Annotated in this window: 14 protein-coding genes and 2 pseudogenes; 6 read left to right on the forward strand and 10 right to left on the reverse strand. The window is 70.4% G+C overall.

The annotated features are described in order from the left end of the window. The first annotated feature begins 100 nt into the window (after nucleotides 1-100). The 4 genes and pseudogenes from HUV60_RS15920 to HUV60_RS15935 form a co-directional block, all read left to right on the forward strand. Nucleotides 101-3,052: a DEAD/DEAH box helicase gene (locus HUV60_RS15920; RefSeq protein WP_443047311.1), complete on the forward strand. Its 2,952-nt coding sequence runs from the start codon at nucleotides 101-103 to the stop codon at nucleotides 3,050-3,052. Further along, on the forward strand, nucleotides 3,049-4,371 hold the full coding sequence (locus HUV60_RS15925; protein WP_257850626.1) for an SWIM zinc finger family protein: 1,323 nt from the start codon (nucleotides 3,049-3,051) through the stop codon (nucleotides 4,369-4,371). Before HUV60_RS15920 ends, HUV60_RS15925 begins: the two co-directional genes overlap by 4 nt. A gap of 35 nt (nucleotides 4,372-4,406) precedes the next feature. Then, nucleotides 4,407-4,559, forward strand: a pseudogene (locus HUV60_RS15930) (aminotransferase); the annotation flags it as partial. Nucleotides 4,560-4,842: 283 nt separating this feature from the next. Next, a pseudogene (locus tag HUV60_RS15935) lies at nucleotides 4,843-5,126 on the forward strand (aminotransferase); the annotation flags it as partial. Nucleotides 5,127-5,428: 302 nt separating this feature from the next. Here the strand turns inward: HUV60_RS15935 and HUV60_RS15940 are convergent. Together HUV60_RS15940 and clpB are read right to left on the reverse strand one after the other, a co-directional pair. Further along, nucleotides 5,429-5,956: a YbjN domain-containing protein gene (locus HUV60_RS15940; RefSeq protein WP_257850625.1), complete on the reverse strand. Its 528-nt coding sequence runs from the start codon at nucleotides 5,954-5,956 to the stop codon at nucleotides 5,429-5,431. A 173-nt stretch (nucleotides 5,957-6,129) separates the two neighbouring features. Then, complete coding sequence (gene clpB / locus HUV60_RS15945; RefSeq protein ID WP_257850624.1) at nucleotides 6,130-8,727, reverse strand: ATP-dependent chaperone ClpB; 2,598 nt, start codon at nucleotides 8,725-8,727, stop codon at nucleotides 6,130-6,132. A 203-nt stretch (nucleotides 8,728-8,930) separates the two neighbouring features. Between clpB and HUV60_RS15950 the strand changes: the two genes are divergently transcribed. Beyond that, on the forward strand, nucleotides 8,931-9,068 hold the full coding sequence (locus HUV60_RS15950) for a hypothetical protein (RefSeq protein WP_269441193.1): 138 nt from the start codon (nucleotides 8,931-8,933) through the stop codon (nucleotides 9,066-9,068). 435 nt (nucleotides 9,069-9,503) lie between these two features. Here the strand turns inward: HUV60_RS15950 and HUV60_RS15955 are convergent, their stop codons facing one another. Continuing rightward, nucleotides 9,504-9,839: a hypothetical protein gene (locus HUV60_RS15955; RefSeq protein ID WP_257850623.1), complete on the reverse strand. Its 336-nt coding sequence runs from the start codon at nucleotides 9,837-9,839 to the stop codon at nucleotides 9,504-9,506. Nucleotides 9,840-9,842: 3 nt separating this feature from the next. Further along, nucleotides 9,843-10,028 carry a hypothetical protein gene (locus HUV60_RS15960; protein WP_443047313.1) on the reverse strand — a complete coding sequence of 62 codons (186 nt, stop codon included), beginning with the start codon at nucleotides 10,026-10,028 and terminating at the stop codon, nucleotides 9,843-9,845. Nucleotides 10,029-10,190: 162 nt separating this feature from the next. Between HUV60_RS15960 and HUV60_RS15965 the strand changes: the two genes are divergently transcribed. Beyond that, entirely contained in the window at nucleotides 10,191-11,168 is a 978-nt protein-coding gene (locus HUV60_RS15965; RefSeq protein ID WP_257850621.1) for a helix-turn-helix transcriptional regulator, read from the forward strand. On the opposite strand, the gene HUV60_RS15970 is transcribed toward HUV60_RS15965, so the two are convergent. The 6 genes from HUV60_RS15970 to dnaK all read right to left on the reverse strand — a co-directional run bounded on the left by HUV60_RS15970 (nucleotide 11,131) and on the right by dnaK (nucleotide 18,242). Then, nucleotides 11,131-12,183: a helix-turn-helix transcriptional regulator gene (locus HUV60_RS15970; RefSeq protein ID WP_257850619.1), complete on the reverse strand. Its 1,053-nt coding sequence runs from the start codon at nucleotides 12,181-12,183 to the stop codon at nucleotides 11,131-11,133. The genes HUV60_RS15965 and HUV60_RS15970 overlap by 38 nt on opposite strands. 307 nt (nucleotides 12,184-12,490) lie before the next feature. Next, nucleotides 12,491-13,597: a substrate-binding domain-containing protein gene (locus HUV60_RS15975; RefSeq protein ID WP_257850618.1), complete on the reverse strand. Its 1,107-nt coding sequence runs from the start codon at nucleotides 13,595-13,597 to the stop codon at nucleotides 12,491-12,493. A 375-nt stretch (nucleotides 13,598-13,972) separates the two neighbouring features. Continuing rightward, nucleotides 13,973-14,425, reverse strand: coding sequence for a heat shock protein transcriptional repressor HspR (locus HUV60_RS15980; protein WP_257850617.1), 453 nt, complete (start codon nucleotides 14,423-14,425; stop codon nucleotides 13,973-13,975). A 5-nt stretch (nucleotides 14,426-14,430) separates the two neighbouring features. Continuing rightward, a complete protein-coding gene (dnaJ, locus tag HUV60_RS15985) occupies nucleotides 14,431-15,630 on the reverse strand; it encodes a molecular chaperone DnaJ (protein ID WP_257850616.1) in 1,200 nt (399 codons plus the stop codon). A gap of 90 nt (nucleotides 15,631-15,720) precedes the next feature. Further along, nucleotides 15,721-16,392: a nucleotide exchange factor GrpE gene (gene grpE, locus HUV60_RS15990; RefSeq protein WP_257850615.1), complete on the reverse strand. Its 672-nt coding sequence runs from the start codon at nucleotides 16,390-16,392 to the stop codon at nucleotides 15,721-15,723. Then, a complete protein-coding gene (dnaK, locus tag HUV60_RS15995) occupies nucleotides 16,389-18,242 on the reverse strand; it encodes a molecular chaperone DnaK (protein ID WP_257850614.1) in 1,854 nt (617 codons plus the stop codon). Before dnaK ends, grpE begins: the two co-directional genes overlap by 4 nt. Nucleotides 18,243-18,629: the final 387 nt, after the last annotated feature.

Consider the following 18,629-nt stretch of genomic DNA (forward strand, 5'->3'; position numbering starts at 1 on the left):
TTCTTGACACGCCCTGTCCGCCCGCGCGGATAACCTTGCCCCACCGAGGGAGCGCGGAGGACCCACATCCTCCCGAACAAGTACAGGAACGTGTGCAGGAGTGGGCGTAGTGGCGAAAGTCTATCCGTCGGCAGAGTCCGCTGCCCCCCGCACGGCCGGATCCGGCGGGCCGACTGCGGCCGAGTCGGCGGTTCCGGACCAGGAGCGTCTGTCCGCCCGGTTGCCGGGGTTCGCCGTGGGCGAGGCGGTGTTCCTTCCCGCGGATCCGCCCCGGTCGGGACGGGTGGCGTTCTGGACGCCCGGCGGTGAGCCGCCGGACCTGGGGGTGGAACCCGGGGAACTCACCGTGGTCCGCCCGCACGGCTCGTCCGTACGCCGGGCCAGGGTGGCCGCCGTACTGCTGCCGGTGGAGCACGCGCTGCCGCTGCTGACCCGCTGCCGGGCGCTCGGTACCGAAGGCAGCGGGCGGGCGTCGGCCAGTACGGTGTTCTGGGGTGCGGCGGCCCTGCTCGGTCTGGCTCTGGCCGCCCGCGGCCGGGTGCTTCCAGGGGTGTCGCCGGAAGGATTCGACGCGTGGCGGGTCGGCCCGCTGGACACCGAGGACCGCGAGCGGTTGGCTTCCCTGGCCGCCGCCATGCCTCCGGAGGCCCGCGCGGTCGCAGTTCCCGGGCTCTCCCCCCTCACGCTTCCGGCGGCCGAGCCGCTGCTGCGGGCCTTCCTGGACGCCGTGGCCGATTCCCTCACCCGCCCTCCCGCCGCCCGCCAGGTGGCCGGCGGACCGGCGTTCGCTGCCCGTGCGCCGCAGCCGGTGCCTGAGCAGCGCGCCTGGGCGGCGGAGGTCGCCGCCGGCCGCGACGCGGGTCTGGCGGTGTCGCTGCGGCTGGAGCTAGGCCGCGCGGACTCCTTCCGGGCCGTGGTCCAACTGCGCAGCCTGGCCGATCCCACGGTGCTCGCCGACGCCGCGGACCTGTGGTCCGGCAGGGCCACCACCCCCGAACTGTTCGGCCCACGGACCAAGGTGGACACGCTGCTGACGCTGCGCCGGGCCGCCCGCGCATGGCCTCCGGCCGGACGGCTGCTGGACGCGGCCGCCCCGACCGCCCTCGATCTGTCCGACGAGGAGGCCACGGCGCTGCTGGGCGACGCGGCCGAGAGCCTTGCGGCGGCCGGGGTCGCCGTGCACTGGCCCAAAGAGCTGGTACGCGAGCTGACCGCCTCCGGAGTCCTGGAACCCGTACGCCGCAGGGGGACGCAGTCCTCCGCCGAGTCCTTCCTGTCCTCCGGTGGGCTGCTGGACTTCCGCTGGCGGGTCGCCCTCGGGGACCGGGAACTCACCGAGGAGGAGCTGGAGCGGCTGGTCCGGGCCCACCGGCCGATCGTGCGGCTGCGCGACCAGTGGGTGGTCGTGGACCCGGAGCTGGTCCGCCGACTGCGGCGGGCCGCGCAGTCCAAGGCACCCTCACTGACCGCGATCGACGCCCTGGGCGCCGCGCTGACCGGCAGCGTCGAGGTGGACGGCGAGCGAGTGGCGGTCACCGCGGGCGGCGTACTGGAGGAGCTGCGCTCCAGGATCGCCGCCCCCGAGGCCCGCGCCGCGCGCGAGCCCCAGGGGCCGCCGAAAGCCCTGGCCGCGACCCTGCGCGACTACCAGCTGCGCGGCCTGAACTGGCTGCACCGGATGACCTCGCTCGGCCTGGGCGGCTGCCTCGCCGACGACATGGGCCTGGGCAAGACCGTGACCCTGATCGCTCTCCACCTGCGCCGCCAGGAACGGAAGACCACCGCCGGCCCCACCCTGGTGGTCTGCCCCGCCTCGCTCCTCGGCAACTGGGAGCGCGAGATCCAGCGCTTCGCACCGGCCACCCCCGTGCGCCGCTTCCACGGCCCCGGCCGCGACCTGGCCGGCCTCGACGGCGGTGCGGACGACGGCTTCGTCCTGACCACCTACGGGACCATGCGCCGCGACACCGAACGCCTCACCGAGCAGCCCTGGGGCCTGCTCGTCGCCGACGAGGCTCAGCACGTCAAGAACCCGCACGCGCTCACCGCCCAGGCCCTGCGCCGGATCCCCTCCCGGGGGCGGGTCGCACTGACCGGCACCCCGGTCGAGAACAACCTGTCCGAACTGTGGTCACTGCTCGACTGGACCACCCCCGGCCTGCTCGGCACGCTCACCTCCTTCCGCGACCGCTACGCCACGGCCGTCGAGGGCGACCGCGACGAACAGGCCGCCCGGCGGCTGGCCGCGCTGGTCCGCCCCTTCCTGCTGCGCCGGCGCAAGTCCGACCCCGGCATCGCGCCCGAACTGCCGCCCAAGACCGAGACCGACCAGCCGGTTTCCCTGACGAAGGAGCAGGTGTCGCTGTACGAGGCGCTGGTGCGCGAGCTCATGGCCGAGATCGAGGACAAGCAGGGCATGGCGCGGCGCGGCCTGGTGATGAAGCTGCTCACCGGCCTGAAGCAGGTCTGCAACCACCCCGCGCAGTTCCTGAAGGAACCCGCGGGCGCCAAGCTCCCGGGCCGCTCGGGGAAACTGGAACTCCTGGACGAACTCCTGGACACCGTCCTGGCCGAGGGCGGGTCGGCGCTGGTCTTCACCCAGTACGTGGCCATGGGCGCGCTGATCGAGCGCCACCTGGCCGACCGCGGAGTGGACACCCTGTTCCTGCACGGAGGCACCACGGTCAAACGCCGCGAGGAGTTGGTCGACGCCTTCCAGACCGGCGAGAAGAAGGTGTTCCTGCTGTCCCTCAAGGCCGCCGGTACCGGTCTGAACCTGACCAGGGCCGGCCACGTCATCCACTACGACCGCTGGTGGAACCCGGCCGTGGAGGATCAGGCCACCGACCGCGCCTACCGGATCGGACAGACCCAGCCGGTCCAGGTGCACAAGCTGATCGCCGAGGGCACCGTGGAGGACCGGGTCGCCGAGATGCTCCGGCAGAAGCGGGAACTGGCCGACTCGGTGCTCGGCTCGGGCGAAGCGGCCTTCAGCGAGCTGAGCGACAGCGAACTGGCCGAGCTGGTCACGCTGCGAAGGACGGGACGATGAGCAGACGCATCCCGGCTCAGCGGGAAGCCGCGCGCACCCTCGACGCACTCCCGCCGGCCAAGGGCAGCCGCGCGCCCTTCGCCGAGTCCTGGTGGGGCCGCGCATGGCTACGCTCCCTGGAGGAGTCCTCCCTGGACTCAGGCCGCCTCTCGCGCGGCCGGACCTACGCGCGCGGCGGTGCGGTCGGACCGGTCACCATCGCCCCCGGCTCGGCCGCCGCCCCGGTACAGGGCAGCCACCGCACCCCGTACCGCTCCAGGGTCCAGGTCGAGCAGCTGACGGACCGGCAGTGGGACCAGCTGCTCGACATGATCGCCGAGCGGGCCGCCAACATCGCCGCGCTGCTGGACGGCGAGATGCCCACCGGGCTCGCCGACGACGCCGCAGCCGCCGGTGTCCCGCTGCTGCCCGGCCCCCGGGACCTCGATCCTGGATGCAGCTGCCCCGACTGGGGCTACCCCTGCAAACACGCCGCCGCCCTCTGCTACCAGGTCGCCCGACTCCTGGACCGCGACCCCTTCGTGCTGCTGCTCCTGCGGGGTCGCGGCGAGCGGGAGCTGATGGACGAGCTCGGCCGCCGCAACACCGCCCGCGCCTCCGCCGAAGCCGCCGAAGCCGCCGAAGCCGCGGCGACCGCAGGCGCGGGCCCGGCCGCGCTCCCGGCCCGGCCCGGTGATCCAGCCGGGCCCACCTTCGCCTCCCGTACCGCGCTACCGCCCCTGCCCGGCCCGCCGCCGCTCCCCGATCGGCCCGGCCGCGGCCCCGCGCTGGTGGATTCCGCCGTCCCGGAGCCCGGTCTGGACCCGGCAGCCCTGGAACTGCTCGCCGTCGACGCCGCGGTGCGTGCCCACCACCTCCTCGCCGGAGCTCTCGGCGCACGGCACACCGACACCGCCCCACCCGCCCCCCTCACCGAATGGCAGGACGCAGTCCGCCTCGCCGCCACTCACCCCACCCTGGACGTCTTCGCCAGGATCGCCTCGAACTGCGGCCGCACCCCCGGCGAGCTCGCCGCCGCCACCCGTGCATGGCGGCACGGCGGCGCAGCATCCCTGGACGTACTGGAAAGCCCCTGGAACCCACCCGCCTCCCACCTGAAACGTGCCCGCGAAGCGCTGTGCGCAGACTGGGCCGACGGCAGACCACCCCGGCTCCGCTCCTGGCGCAACCGCTGGACCGTCGAGGGCCACGCCGCACAGCTGCGCCTGGGCCGCGACGGACTGTGGTACCCGTACACCAAGGACCGAGGCACCTGGTGGCCGGCCGGACCGCCCGACACCGACCCCGCCGTCGTCCTGAGCACACTCCTCGCAGCCTGACCCTCGCCGCATACCAATAGGCGTGCGAATAGGGAGTGACCTGGGTGACAAGAACCCCCGAACCGGTGACGGCGGTCCGCTCGGCGAAGCGGTACCCGACGTACGTCTCAGCGCGCCCTTTCCGGTACGCGGTCGCCGAGGCCCTCACGCCGCCCGAGTCGTACTGCACCGCGCTCCGCGCGGACCTGGACTCTGCTGCTCCATTCGAGGGAGGGTCACGCACCGCATCCGAGAGGGGCCGGCCGGGGCGCCGGCCCGCCTCCCCGCGAGACCCGTTCCCTGCGCCCCGCCGACAGGCCGGCGTCACTCTCCGCAATGGAGCAACAGAGTCGACCTGGACTCTGCTGCTCCATTCGGCGAGCGATCACGTGCCGTGCTTTCAGGGCTCGGCCGCGCCCGGCCTGCCTGCATCTGCGACGCGCTCTGAAGGCCGTATCGGCACGGCGTCATCACGCCGGGTAATTGCGCAGCAGAGTCGACCTGCGGGCCAAAGACGACCTGCTGTCGACGGACCGACGGAGGCGGGCTTCGACGTCCTCCGGCCGGCCGGCACCTACTTCATCACCGCCGGCATCCGCTCCCTCGGCGAAACCGACGGCGAAGCCTTCTGCCGCGCCCTCCCGGAACGCGCCGGTGTCGTCGCCATCCCCACGTCGGCCTTCCACGACCACCGGGAGGCGGGCACCCCGTACATCCGCTTCGCCTTCTGCAAGCAGAAGAGCGTATGGGAGGAGGCGGCCTCCCGGCTGCGGTAGGCGGGGAGGCGGGGAGGCAAAGCCCGTGGTGAACGAGCACGTCACCGAACGCTATGCGGTGTCCTTCGGATGCTGCGGCCATGCGTACACGACAGATCGGTGAACGAGACGGATTCCGATTCACCGGCGGGATGCGCGGTATTCATAATCAGACCGTAATCCGACCGTAATCCGACCGCGGTCTGATTTTCATCTCGAAGCGGCCTTCCCGGGCGCCGGAAAGCACGAAGGAGCCCAACTCCGGGACGACCTCTGTGGGTCGGTTTCGGAGTTGGGCTCCGTCGCGCCTGCGGGGCGGGTGACTACTCGTCCTCGGACTTCTCCGCCTCGTTGACCTCCTGCTCCAGGCCGAGCTGCTCGACGAGCCACTTGTCGAACTCGATCGCGGCCCGCACCCAGCTGACCGTCGACGAGACGAAGTGCTCCAGGCTGACGCCCGTGCCGATCAGCATCTGGGCCTCGCCGATCAGGCGGACCGTGCCGTCGTCATGGGTGTGGGTATAGACCTTGGGCCACAAGGTGCGGCGATTCCAGTCGTCGATCGACTCGAGGAGCTGCTGCTTCTCCTCGATCCCGTGCGGCCGGTCGTAGAAGGTCCGCACGGAGAAGATCTGCTGGTCCCCCTCCCCGCGGAACATGAAGTAGGTACGGAACTGCTCCCACGGCGCCGCGAGGTCTCCCTCGTCGTCGACGACGTACTTGAGCTCCATCTGGTCGAGGAGCTGCTTCACGAGGTCCTGATCCGGGACGACGGGGCCTGCGGGGCCCTGGGGCTGCGGCTCCGGCTGCTGGCCCCCGAAGCTGGGAATCGAGGACGGGTCGATGGACATGCTGGGACACTCCTGCGGTCGTCTGGCGTCCGGCCGTGGATGGGACCAGACGTACGTCCCACCCTCTCTCTCTTGGCACGTGCCGGGCAACCTGCCTGGCCGAGGGGTCTCCCCGCGTGCCGGTCTTCATGATCACATTCCGGTGACCACGGCGACCGTACCCCCAGGGGGTGTTACAGCGTCTTGCCCGTCGCCGCGCCCACCAGGAGGCCCTCGCCGGCGAGGTCCACGCGGACCGTGTCGCCGTCCTTGATCTCGCCGGACAGGATCTCCTTGGCGAGCCGGTCGCCGATGGCGGTCTGCACCAGGCGGCGCAGCGGGCGGGCGCCGTAGGCCGGGTCCATGCCCTCCTCCGCCAGCCAGGCCAGCGCCTCGGGGGTGACCTCCAGGGTGAGCCGGCGCTCGGCGAGGCGCCGGCCCAGCCGGTCGAGCTGCAGCGCGGCGATACGCGCCAGCTCGGGCTTGGTCAGCGCGGAGAAGACGACCAGGTCGTCGAGGCGGTTGACGAACTCCGGCTTGAAGGAGGACCGGACCACTTCCAGGACCTGTTCCTTCTTCTGCTCCTCGGTGGTCAGCGGGTCGACCAGGAACTGGCTGCCCAGGTTCGAGGTGAGGACCAGGATGGTGTTGCGGAAGTCGACCGTGCGGCCCTGGCCGTCGGTGAGCCGGCCGTCGTCGAGCACCTGGAGCAGGATGTCGAAGACCTCCGGGTGCGCCTTCTCCACCTCGTCGAGCAGCACCACGCTGTACGGGCGGCGGCGCACGGACTCGGTGAGCTGGCCGCCCTCCTCGTAGCCGACGTAACCGGGCGGGGCACCGACCAGGCGGGCCACGCTGTGCTTCTCGCTGTACTCCGACATGTCGATGCGGATCATCGCCCGCTCGTCGTCGAAGAGGAAGTCGGCGAGTGCCTTGGCCAGTTCGGTCTTGCCGACGCCGGTGGGACCGAGGAAGAGGAAGGAGCCGGTGGGACGGTCGGGGTCCGCGATCCCGGCGCGGCTGCGGCGTACGGCGTCGGAGACCGCCCGCACGGCCTCGCCCTGGCCGATGAGCCGCTTGCCCAGCTCGTCCTCCATGCGCAGCAGCTTCTGCGTCTCGCCCTCCAGCAGACGGCCGGCGGGGATGCCGGTCCAGGAGGCGACGACGTCCGCGATGTCGTCGGAGCCGACCTCCTCCTTGACCATGGTGTCCCTGGCGACCTCCTCCTCGGCCTCGGAGGCGGCCTCCAGGTCGCGTTCCAGGCCGGGGATCTCGCCGTAGAGCAGCTTGGAGGCGGTGTCGAAGTCGCCCTCGCGCTGGGCGCGTTCGGCCTGTCCGCGCAGTTCGTCGAGCTTCTCCTTCAGCTCGCCGACCCGGTTCAGGGACTGCTTCTCCTTCTCCCAGCGGGCGTTGAGGCCGCGCAGTTCCTCCTCCTTGTCGGCGAGGTCGCGGCGCAGCTTCTCCAGGCGCTCGCGGGAGGCGGCGTCGGTCTCCTTGCCGATCGCCAGCTCCTCCATCTTCAACCGGTCCACGGCGCGCTGGAGTTCGTCGATCTCGACGGGCGAGGAGTCGATCTCCATGCGGAGCCGGGAAGCCGCCTCGTCGACGAGGTCGATGGCCTTGTCGGGCAGGAAGCGGGAAGTGATGTAGCGGTCGGAGAGGGTCGCGGCCGCCACCAGCGCGCTGTCGGCGATCTGCACCTTGTGGTGGGCCTCGTAGCGGCCCTTCAGACCGCGCAGGATGGCGATGGAGTCCTCGACCGACGGCTCGGCGACCAGCACCTGCTGGAAGCGCCGCTCCAGCGCCGGGTCCTTCTCGATCCGCTCGCGGTACTCGTCGAGGGTGGTGGCGCCGACCATGCGCAGCTCACCGCGGGCGAGCATCGGCTTGAGCATGTTCCCGGCGTCCATGGCGGAGTCGCCGCCCGCACCGGCGCCGACGACCGTGTGCAGCTCGTCGATGAAGGTGATGATCTGCCCGTCGGAGTCCTTGATCTCGGCGAGGACCGTCTTCAGCCGCTCCTCGAACTCGCCGCGGTACTTGGCCCCGGCGACCATCGCCCCCAGGTCGAGCGCGACCAGCCGCTTGTCCTTCAGCGACTCGGGCACGTCGCCCTTGACGATCCGCTGCGCGAGCCCCTCGACGACGGCGGTCTTGCCGACGCCGGGCTCGCCGATGAGCACGGGATTGTTCTTGGTGCGGCGGGACAGCACCTGCACGACCCGCCGGATCTCCTGGTCCCGGCCGATCACCGGGTCGAGCTTGCCCTCACGGGCGGCCTCGGTGAAGTCGGTCCCGAACTTCTCCAGGGCCTTGTACTGGCCCTCGGGGTCGGCCGTCGTCACCCGGCGCGCTCCTCTCGTCTGCCGAAAGGCCTCCTGCAGCTTCTTCGCGGTGGCTCCCTGCCGGGACAGTACCTCGCCGGCGGCGCCCCCCTTCGCGGCGATGCCGAGGAGCAGGTGTTCGGTGGAGAGGTACTCGTCGCCGAGGTCATGGGCGCGGGACTGGGCGTCCGCGATGACAGCGAGCAGCTCACGGTTGGGCTGGGGCGGGGCGACGGTGGACCCGGCGACGCTCGGCAGTCCGGCGAGGACGCGCTCGGCCCCGGAGCGTACGGCCGCCTGGTCGGCGTCGACCGCGGCGAGCAGGTCGGTGATGTTCTCGTTGTCCTGCCCCTCGAGCAGGGCGAGCAGCAGATGGGCGGGGGTGAGGTCGGGGTGTCCCCCGGTCAGGGCCCGATTGCCGGCTGCGTTGATCGCGTCCCGGCTCCGGTTGGTCAGCTCGGCGTCCACGTTCGCGTTCTCCTCCTTGCGGTGACCTTCGTTCAGCGGCCTTCACGACTGACTCGGCTTGGCTGACTCGGTCAGCGTACACAAAATTGAGTCTATTCCACTCAAGGTGAGGACGGGAGGTCCGGGCGGCCCTCAACCCGGGATTCCGGCCTCCGCACGCGGTCGCCACCCGCACACGGACATGGATACGGACGCGGACGCGGATGTGGATCAGTGGATACGGATCGGACACGGACACGAACGCGGACGCGGACACGGACACGAACGCGGACGCAGACGCGGACGCAGACGCGGACGCAGACGCAGACGCGGACGCGGACACGGTCGGTGCCATGATGTGAGGTAGGCGCGGAGGAAGCGTGAAGGCGCACGGTCGGCGTGAAGACGCGGGGCCGACGTGAAAGACGCGCGACGGATCCGCGCACGGGGGACGACAACCGCCGGTCGTGGGCGACACTGGAGGGGTGACAGCCCGTCACCCGGACCGGCCGAAAGCGCGCGACAGAGGCACGGACGGGGCGCCACGGGCAGGTGCGGCCGGGGCCGGCACCGGATCCGGCGCGGAAGACCATGGAGAACGCACTCGCACGCGCGAGGGGGCAGGAGTGAGGCCACGGTGATGGTTCGCACCGTCCAACGACCGGTTCCGGCCATCACCGGACCCTGCCCATACCCGGAAATGTCCCCGAAAACTGCAGTGGCGTCACCGTGTTCAGGTCACGGTGACGCCACTGCCGGGAAGCGCCTGCGCGATCTTTTACGACGGGGGAATCGCGTCAGGCACTGCGGGGGGTGGCCGAGATGGTCCGGGCAGCGGGAGAGTCGGACTCCACCTGCTCATGGTCCCGTTGGTCCAGGTTCACAAAGATCATTCCGTACCGGATGGCACACCGTACGGGCTGCGGAGCCCCGCGGGGCCGCCGCAGGCACCGGTACGCCCGTACGTCCTGCTCGTCGTCGCGCGTGACGACGACCGGTTCACCGAACACGGTCACCATCAGGGAGTCACCGCTGTGGGGGATGGCGGTGACCAGGTCGATGAAATGCCATCCGGACCGGTAGGCGGTGGCCATCTCGCGGCGGAAGGATCGGTCGTCGGGAGGCGTGGTCATCACTCAACCCCAACTGCTGTCGTCCGCGGCAGCGGGATTGACCACACCCCAACTGCTGTCGCCCCCGTCCACGGACTGGGCGCCCACCACCGATCCCCGGCTACTGTCCGCCCGGACGTCATCCTTCGCGCCGGCCAGGCCACTCAGCGCCCCGAAGGCCACGACGGCGGAGAATGCGGCGACAAGCACCGAGCGAAGCGTTCTCTTGCGCATAGTCGGCTTCGTCCTCACTCGAAGATCACCCTTTTCCCCCGTCAGGTACGACGATGGCTCATTCAGGCACGTCGTGGCCACACAATCGGTGCATCATGTTCCTGCATGTTCAGGACCCTGTGGGGTGGAGATTTAATAATGAATCGGATTAATGGCGCACATCCCCATGCGGTCACCGAACTGTGCGAGGCCGGCAGCCGCCTCTACGCCGACGCCCTGCGTGCGGGCCGCATCGCCCGCACGGACGTGGAACCCGCTCCCTGTCTGATGGAGCTCACCCTGCTGCACCCCGACCCGGACGACCCCACCTGGCTGCGTCCCCTCTCCCCGGCGGTGGCCCTGGCCCACCGGCTCAACCCGTTGGAACGGGAGATCACCGAGCGCAGGCGGATGTCGATCGAACTGGCCGACGCCTTCGAACCGTTCATGGCCCTCAGCGCCCAGGCGACGATGACCACCCACTCGATCACGGTGCTGGAGGGCCTCGACCGGATAAACGCCGCCCTCGATCTCGCCACCGCGCAGTGCCGGTCCGAGATGCTCACCGTCCAGCCGGGCGGCCGTCGGCTGGAACACACCCTCGCCCAGGGGCTGGAGCGCGACCAGCAGCTGACCGAGCGGGGGGTGCGCATCCGGACCCTCTACCAGCACACCGCCCGCCACAGCCCCGAGACGCTGGCGTACGTGGCACGGTTCGACACCGGCAGGGTGGAGTACCGCACCATCGACGAACTCGTGGAGCGGCTCATCATCTGTGACGAGACCGTGGCCTTCATCCCCACCCGCGACGACCGTCAGGTCGCCCTGGAACTGCGCCACCCCGGCCTGGTCCGCTATCTGATCAAGGTCTTCGAGTTCATGTGGACCCGCGCGGTCCCCCTGAGCATGGGCGCCCCGTACGAACCGGCCTCGGACGGCCTCACGGACATCCAGCACTCCATCGCCAAACTCCTCGTGGAGGGCCACGTCGACGAGGCCATCGCCCGGCGCCTGGGGATGAACGTCCGCACCTGCCGCGCCCACATAGCCAAGCTGGCCTCCGCCCTCGGCAGTGGCAGCCGCGCCCAACTGGGCTACCTCATCGCCCAGTCGGGGATCCTCGATCAGGGATCGTGACGGAGGCCACGGCCGAGCCCGGCGGGCCGTCCAGGCCCGCCTGCGCGATCCTGACACCCAGCTGGGTACGGCTGGCCGCGCCCAGCGTCTCCGACAGCCGGGCGATGTGGGCGCGGCAGGTGCGCACGCTGATCCCCAGCCGCTCCGCGATCACCGCATCCTGGTGGCCCTCCGCCAGCAGCGCCGCGATGGACCGCTCCCGGTGCGAGATGCCCTCGATGCCCGTGTCGGGGAGTGGGGCGGCCAGCGGGAGGGCGAGTCGCCACAGCCGCTCGAAGACCGTGCTCAAATACTCCACCAGCGCCGGGTGCCGCAGCTCCAGCGCCATCGAACGCTCGGCGTTGGCCGGAATGAAGGCGACCGTGCGGTCGAAGAGGATCAGCCGCTCGGTCACCTCGTCCAGCGTCCGCGCCTCCACCGCCTCGCCCATCAGCTCCAGGTACGTGTGCAGTCCCTGGCCGTGCCGGGCCACATGCGTGTAGAGGTCCCGCATCCGCACCCCGCGCCCGCGCAGTGCCGTCGCCCGGTGCAGGCCCTCCGACAGCTCCGCCTCGCGCCGGATGCCGCCGGGCTGGACCGTCAGCACCTCCCTGGTGCACGCCTGCGTCGCCTCGTCCATCGCGGCCTGGATACGGGCCACACCGTCCAGTACCCGGATGGCGGGGCCCTCCCCTGCCGTGGCGGCCAAGACCGGCGGCGACTGCGCCCCGCGGCCGAGACCGGCGTACCACTCGAAGGCCTCGACGGCCGAGCCGACCCGGCGCTGGCTCGCGCTGACCTCGTCGTACATCCCGCGCAGCAGCCGGGTCATGACCTCCTGCGGGGCGGTCGGCACCAGCCAGTCCATGTCGTCGGGGTCCGGATGCAGCAGGGCCAGGTCCAGGAGGCAGGGCACCGGTTCCGCGTCCCGGCGCGGCACCCGCCCGCGCCGTACGGCCCGGGAGTACACGCGATCCCCGGCGTCGCACAGTCGGTCAGCACCATGTGGATGCTCGCCCGTCCCGCGCCCGGCCATTGCCCGTCCCACCCCCGGTTCAGCCACTTTCCGATGCGCAACTATGCGCGGACCCACCCGGCTCCGCAACACGGCTTCCGTCGGCGTGACTGCCGGAAACCACCGGTATGACCGCCTATCTCTGGTCCTCGCCGCATGACATCGCAACAAAATGGCGAGGACCGGGCCCGGGTGAGCGGTATCGGAGCGGTATGCGCGCGGCGGGGCACGCGGGACACGGAGAGGGTGAGGGCCCGGGGGCGCGCAGGGGGGAACAACGCTGCCGGGGGGCGCGGCGCTCCGCGCTCCCCGGCAGGACGGTCGAGGGCTACTTCAGCCCGGCCTCGTCGCACGCCTCCTTGTAGGTGGCCGTGCAGATGTCCGACAGCTTGTAGATCCCGTCGGCGACGACCGTGTCCGCGATGTTCTTCTTGGTCAGGGCCACCACGGGCACGAGCTGCGCCGGAACGTCCTTGTGGGTGGGGCTGTCGACGCGGTCGCCGGTCAGCGCGTCGAACTGGATGCTCTTGCCCTGGATCCGCGCCACCGCGATCTCCGCGGCGTTGTCCGCCTCGGTCGGGTAGGACTTGTACACGCTCATGAACTGGTCGCCCAGGAGGATCCGCTGCACCGCGGCGAGTTCGGCGTCCTGGCCGGTGATCGGGGGCAGCTCGGTCACACCGGCCTCCTCCAGGGCCTTGACGATGCCGCCCGCCATGCCGTCGTTGGCGGAGTAGATTGCGGCGATGTCGTCCGCGCCGATCTCGGCGATCGCCTCGACCATGTTGGCCTCGGCGTTTTCCGGCTTCCAGTCCTTGGTGTCGTAGGACTTGGCGATGGTCACCGTGCCCTTGAGCTCGGACAACGCGCCCGCCTTGAACTGCTTGGCGTTCGGGTCGGTCGGCGAGCCGTTCATCATGACGATTTTGCTGGTGATCCCGCCGTCGCCGCCGAGCGCCTCCAGCAGGGAGCGGCCCTGGACCTCGCCGACCAGTTCGTTGTCGAAGGAGATGTACGCGTCGATCGGGCCCTCGGCCAGCCGGTCGTAGGCGATGACGGGAATGCCCGCGTCCTTGGCCTTCGTCACGTCCTCGGCGATGGCGTGCGCGTCGACCGCGTCCAGCACGATGACGTCGACCTCGTCCTCGATCATCTGCTGCATCTGGCTCGACTGCTTGCCGGCGTCCGCCTCGGCATTGGCGTAGTCCACCTTGCCCTTGTCGCTGGTGAGCTCCTCCACCTTCTTCTTGAAGATGGGGTAGTCGAACTGCTCGTACCGGGTGTTGGTCTTCTCCGGCAGCAGGAGCCCGATGGTGACGTCGTTCCCCTTGGTGGGGCTCGCTCCGTCACTGCTCCCCGTCACGTTGAGTGCGCCGCAACCGGCGAGCACGACGGACATCGAGGCGGCGGCGACTGATATGGCGATACGACGCATAAGGGAGCTCACTTCAGTGCGTTTTTGGACGTGGGCACAACATTGCGGCCCATGTGACTGAAAAGCCAACGCTCCAGCGACCACTGGCGTCAAGACCAACTACTTAACGAGATGAACACAGCACCGTGCGCTGAAGTCGTGTGGGCTCGACGAAAGACTCGCACATAACCCCTACACACGCATACATGTGCTGCTCACAGCCGTGCGCGGGGCGTACGAACGGAGGGGTGACGAGCCATCAACCGTCCGCACACAGGTGAGGCCGGCAGGTTCGTTCGAACCTGCCGGCCTCACACGCGACCGCTTCCGTCACAGCGCCGCCGCACCGGCCCGACGCCTTCACACCACCCGGCCGACGGCGGTCGGCGCCTGCCGTCAGTCGGACTGCTGCTGACGCTTGGGCCGCCACACCACCAGCGCGCTGGTCTGCTGCACCTCCTGATACGGCACCAGGTCCCGGCGGTACGACGCGTGCACCGCCGCCTCGCGCTGGCGCATGGTCGCCGCCGCGCCGTCCAGCGCGCCCTCCAGGTCCGCCACCCGGGCCTGGAGCGCGGCGACCTGGTTCTCCAGTTCGATGATGCGCTTGATGCCGGCCAGGTTGATGCCCTCGGTCTGCGACAGCTGCTGCACCTGGCGGAGCAGCTCGATGTCACGGGCCGAGTAGCGGCGGCCCCGGCCGGCGGTGCGGTCGGGGGAGACGAGCCCCAGACGGTCGTACTGACGCAGCGTCTGCGGGTGCAGCCCGGAGAGCTGGGCCGCCACCGAAATGACGTAGACCGGGGTTTCCTGCGTCAGTTCGTACGGATTGCGTCGACGACCGCCCATCGCCCTCAAGCTCCCTTCGCGGCCTGGAACAGCTCCGCCCGCGGATCGTCGTCCGCGGTCGCCTCGCGATACGCCTCCAGTGCGTCACGAGCCTTCCCCGGAAGATCCTTGGGAACACTCACCTCGACGGTGACCAGCAGATCACCGCGCGAACCGTCCTTGCGGACGGCTCCCTTGCCCCGCGCCCTCATGGTCCGCCCGTTGGGCGTCCCCGGGGGGAGCTTCAGCGTGACCGGCGGACCGCCGAGTGTCGGGACGCGGATCTCACCGCCGAGCGCCGCCTCCGGATAGGTGACCGGGACGGTGACGGTGAGATTGTCGTCCTTGCGGCCGAACACCGGGTGGCTTCCGACGTGCACGACCACGTAGAGGTCGCCCGCCGGGCCGCCGCGCTCGCCCGGAGCACCCTTGCCGCGCAGCCGGATCCGCTGGCCGTCGCTGACCCCGGCGGGGATGCGCACCTGCATCGTCCGCGAGGACTTGGCCCGGCCGCTGCCCTTGCAGATGTCGCAGGGGCTCTCCGCGATCAGCCCACGGCCCTTGCAGTCCGGGCACGGGTCGGTGAGCGAGAAGCCGCCGCCGCTGCCCCGGGCGACCTGCCCGGTACCGACGCAGGTCGGGCACACGCGCGGTGTGCCGTTCTTGTCGCCGGTGCCCGAGCAGGCCTTGCAGGCCTGCTGGGAGGACATCCGCAGCGGGACCGTCGCCCCCTCGATCGCCTCGGTGAAGCTCAGGGTGACCTCGGACTCGATGTCCTGGCCGCGCCGGGGCTGGGTGCGCGTGCCGCCCGTGCCGCCGCCGCGGTTGAACAGGCCGCCGAAGACGTCACCGATCCCGCCGCCGAAGCCACCGGCACCGGCCTGACCGCCGCCCTGACCACCACCCGGGCCGCCTCCGAAGAGGTCACCCAGGTCGAAGTTGAACGACCCGGCACCGCCCGCCCCCGGCCCCGCGCGGAAACCGCCGCTGCCGAAGAGCGAGCGGGCCTCGTCGTACTCCTTGCGCTTCTTGGGGTCTCCGAGGATGTCGTTCGCCTCGGAGACCTCCTTGAAACGCCCCTCCGCCTTGACGTTGCCCTTGTTGGCGTCCGGGTGGTATTCGCGAGCGAGCTTCCGGTACGCTTTCTTGATCTCGGCCTCGGTGGCGTCCTGAGGCACGCCGAGAACCTTGTAGTAGTCCTTCTCGATGAAGTCCTTGGTACTCATCCCCGACGTCCCTCCTCTCCTGCCCTGCAGACCGGCCCCGGCCTGCCTGTCATGCCCGCCCGCGCCGGCGTGCTCGCGCCGGCCGGGGCGTCAGCCCTCCTGGGGGCCACCGGTCTCCTTCTCGTCCGCCGCCGCCTCGGTGCCCTCCTCGGCCGGCTTGCCCGGCTGGGCACCCGGCTGCGGCTCGGCGACGGCCACCCGCGCGGGGCGGATGGTGCGCTCGCCGATGCGGTACCCGGGCTGCAGGATCGCCACGCACGTCGTCTCCGTGACGTCCGGGGCGTAGGAGTGCATCAGGGCCTCGTGGATCGTCGGGTCGAAGGGCTCGCCCTCCTTGCCGAACGTCTGCAGGCCCAGCTTCGCCACGGTCGCCTCCAGCGACTCGGCGACGGACTTGAACCCGCCGACCAGCTCGCCGTGCTCCCGCGCGCGGCCGATGTCGTCGAGCACAGGCAGGAGGCCGGTCATGAGGTTCACCGAGGCGAGCTCCTTGACCGCGATCCGGTCGCGCTCGACCCGGCGACGGTAGTTCTGGTACTCGGCCTGAAGCCGCTGGAGGTCGGCGGTGCGCTCACCGAGCGCCGAACGCACCTGGTCCAGCTGGGCCACCAGACCCGCATCGGGACCCGAGTCCCCGGCCGGGGCCGCCGCCTCCTCCTCGGAGGGGCCGGCGGCCTTCGGCTCGGCGTCATCGGCCGGAACGCCTGAGGGGACGTCGGGCTGCTGCGACTGTTCGTCGAAGCCCGGGGTCTCCTCGGTCACGCCGCACCGTCCTTACGTTCGTCGTCCACGATCTCCGCGTCGACCACGTCGTCGTCCGCCTTGGCGCCGCCGGCGCCCGCGTCGGCTCCGGCAGCACCGCCCGCGGCCTGGGAGGCCTGCGCGTCGGCGTACATCGCCTGGCCCAGCTTCTGGGAGACGGCCGCGACCTTCTCCGTGGCGGTGCGGATCTCGGCGGTGTCCTCGCCCTTGAGTTTCTCCTTCAGCTCGGCGACGGCCGACTCGACCTCGGTCTTGATCTCGCCGGGGACCTTGTCCTCGTTGTCCGCGAGGAACTTCTCGGTCTGGTAGACGAGCTGCTCGCCCTGGTTACGGGACTCGGCGGCCTCACGGCGCTGGTGATCCTCCTCCGCGTACCGCTCGGCCTCCTCACGCATGCGGTCGACCTCGTCCTTCGGGAGCGAGGAGCCGCCGGTGACGGTCATCTTCTGCTCCTTTCCGGTGCCGAGGTCCTTCGCCGTGACGTGCATGATGCCGTTGGCGTCGATGTCGAAGGAGACCTCGATCTGCGGGACGCCGCGCGGCGCCGGCGGCAGACCGGTCAGCTCGAACATTCCGAGCTTCTTGTTGTACGCCGCGATCTCGCGCTCGCCCTGGTAGACCTGGATCTGCACCGACGGCTGGTTGTCCTCGGCCGTGGTGAAGATCTCGGAGCGCTTCGTCGGGATCGTGGTGTTGCGCTCGATCAGCTTGGTCATGATGCCGCCCTTGGTCTCGATACCGAGGGACAGCGGGGTGACGTCGAGCAGCAGGACGTCCTTGACCTCGCCCTTGAGGACACCGGCCTGGAGCGAGGCGCCGATGGCGACGACCTCGTCCGGGTTCACACCCTTGTTGGCCTCCTTGCCACCGGTCAGCTCCTTGACGAGCTGGGCGACGGCGGGCATGCGGGTGGAGCCACCGACGAGAACGACGTGGTCGATCTCGGACAGCGCGATACCGGCGTCCTTGACCACGTTGTGGAACGGCGTCTTGCAGCGCTCGAGCAGGTCCGCGGTCAGCTGCTGGAACTGGGCGCGGGTCAGCTTCTCGTCGAGGTGCAGGGGGCCCTCGGCGGAGGCGGTGATGTAGGGCAGGTTGATCGTGGTCTCGGTGGACGAGGACAGCTCGATCTTGGCCTTCTCGGCGGCCTCACGGAGGCGCTGGAGCGCCATCTTGTCCTTGCCCAGGTCCACGCCGTGCCCGGACTGGAACTGCTTGACCAGGTAGTCGACGACGCGCTGGTCCCAGTCGTCACCACCGAGGTTGTTGTCACCGTTGGTGGCCTTCACCTCGACGACGCCGTCGCCGATCTCGAGCAGCGAGACGTCGAACGTACCGCCACCGAGGTCGAAGACCAGGATGACCTGCTCGTCCTTGTCGAGGCCGTACGCCAGGGCGGCGGCCGTCGGCTCGTTGACGATGCGCAGCACGTTCAGGCCGGCGATCTCGCCGGCTTCCTTGGTCGCCTGGCGCTCCGCGTCGTTGAAGTACGCCGGGACGGTGATGACCGCGTCGGTCACCTTCTCACCCAGGTACGCCTCGGCGTCCCGCTTCAGCTTCTGGAGCACGAAGGCGCTCATCTGCTGCGGGTTGAAGTCCTTGCCGTCCAGGTTGATCTTCCAGTCGGTGCCCATGTGGCGCTTGACCGACCGGATGGTCCTGTCGACGTTGGTCACGGCCTGACGCTTGGCCACCTCACCGACCAGCACCTCGCCGTTCTTCGCGAAGGCGACGACGGAAGGCGTGGTCCTGGCGCCCTCGGCGTTGGTGATGACGGTGGGCTCACCGCCTTCCAGAACGCTGACGACGGAGTTAGTCGTGCCCAGGTCGATGCCGACCGCACGTGCCATTTCGATTCCTCCAACTGACTTGAGTGGAACAGGCTCAAGCATGCCTGACGTCCGGCGCGGGGTCAACAGAGGTGAGCCGGTAGGACTCAACTCTTATCCGTTCCTTACGCGCAACCAGACGCTGACCCGCAATTTCACACAGTTCCACGGGCGGGCAAGACGGGCGGACGAGAGAAGCCGCCCCTCGGGGACGACGACGCCGACGACGACACCGGGAGCGCGGACGGCACCGCGCGAAGGCGCCGCGCGAAGAAACCCGCGGACCGCCGCCGCGGCCCCTCACGGACCGCAACGGCACGCGGACGCAAGCGCGCCATGGATATAACTTAGTGGCGTATGCCCCGCTTCGAAGGTCGTCACGCGACCGCGTCCGGGACGTCTGCCAAG

The organism is Streptomyces sp. KMM 9044, from assembly GCF_024701375.2.
Lineage (GTDB): Bacteria > Actinomycetota > Actinomycetes > Streptomycetales > Streptomycetaceae > Streptomyces.

Coding starts and splice junctions, on each gene's coding strand:
- HUV60_RS15980 (WP_257850617.1), bottom strand. CDS start 14,425: ATGGGCGGTCGTCGACGCAATCCGTACGAACTGACGCAGGAAACCCCG.
- HUV60_RS15965 (WP_257850621.1), top strand. CDS start 10,191: ATGAATCGGATTAATGGCGCACATCCCCATGCGGTCACCGAACTGTGC.
- HUV60_RS15970 (WP_257850619.1), bottom strand. CDS start 12,183: ATGGCCGGGCGCGGGACGGGCGAGCATCCACATGGTGCTGACCGACTG.
- HUV60_RS15975 (WP_257850618.1), bottom strand. CDS start 13,597: ATGCGTCGTATCGCCATATCAGTCGCCGCCGCCTCGATGTCCGTCGTG.
- dnaJ (WP_257850616.1), bottom strand. CDS start 15,630: ATGAGTACCAAGGACTTCATCGAGAAGGACTACTACAAGGTTCTCGGC.
- HUV60_RS15925 (WP_257850626.1), top strand. CDS start 3,049: ATGAGCAGACGCATCCCGGCTCAGCGGGAAGCCGCGCGCACCCTCGAC.
- dnaK (WP_257850614.1), bottom strand. CDS start 18,242: ATGGCACGTGCGGTCGGCATCGACCTGGGCACGACTAACTCCGTCGTC.
- HUV60_RS15955 (WP_257850623.1), bottom strand. CDS start 9,839: ATGACCACGCCTCCCGACGACCGATCCTTCCGCCGCGAGATGGCCACC.
- HUV60_RS15950 (WP_269441193.1), top strand. CDS start 8,931: ATGTGGATCAGTGGATACGGATCGGACACGGACACGAACGCGGACGCG.
- HUV60_RS15940 (WP_257850625.1), bottom strand. CDS start 5,956: ATGTCCATCGACCCGTCCTCGATTCCCAGCTTCGGGGGCCAGCAGCCG.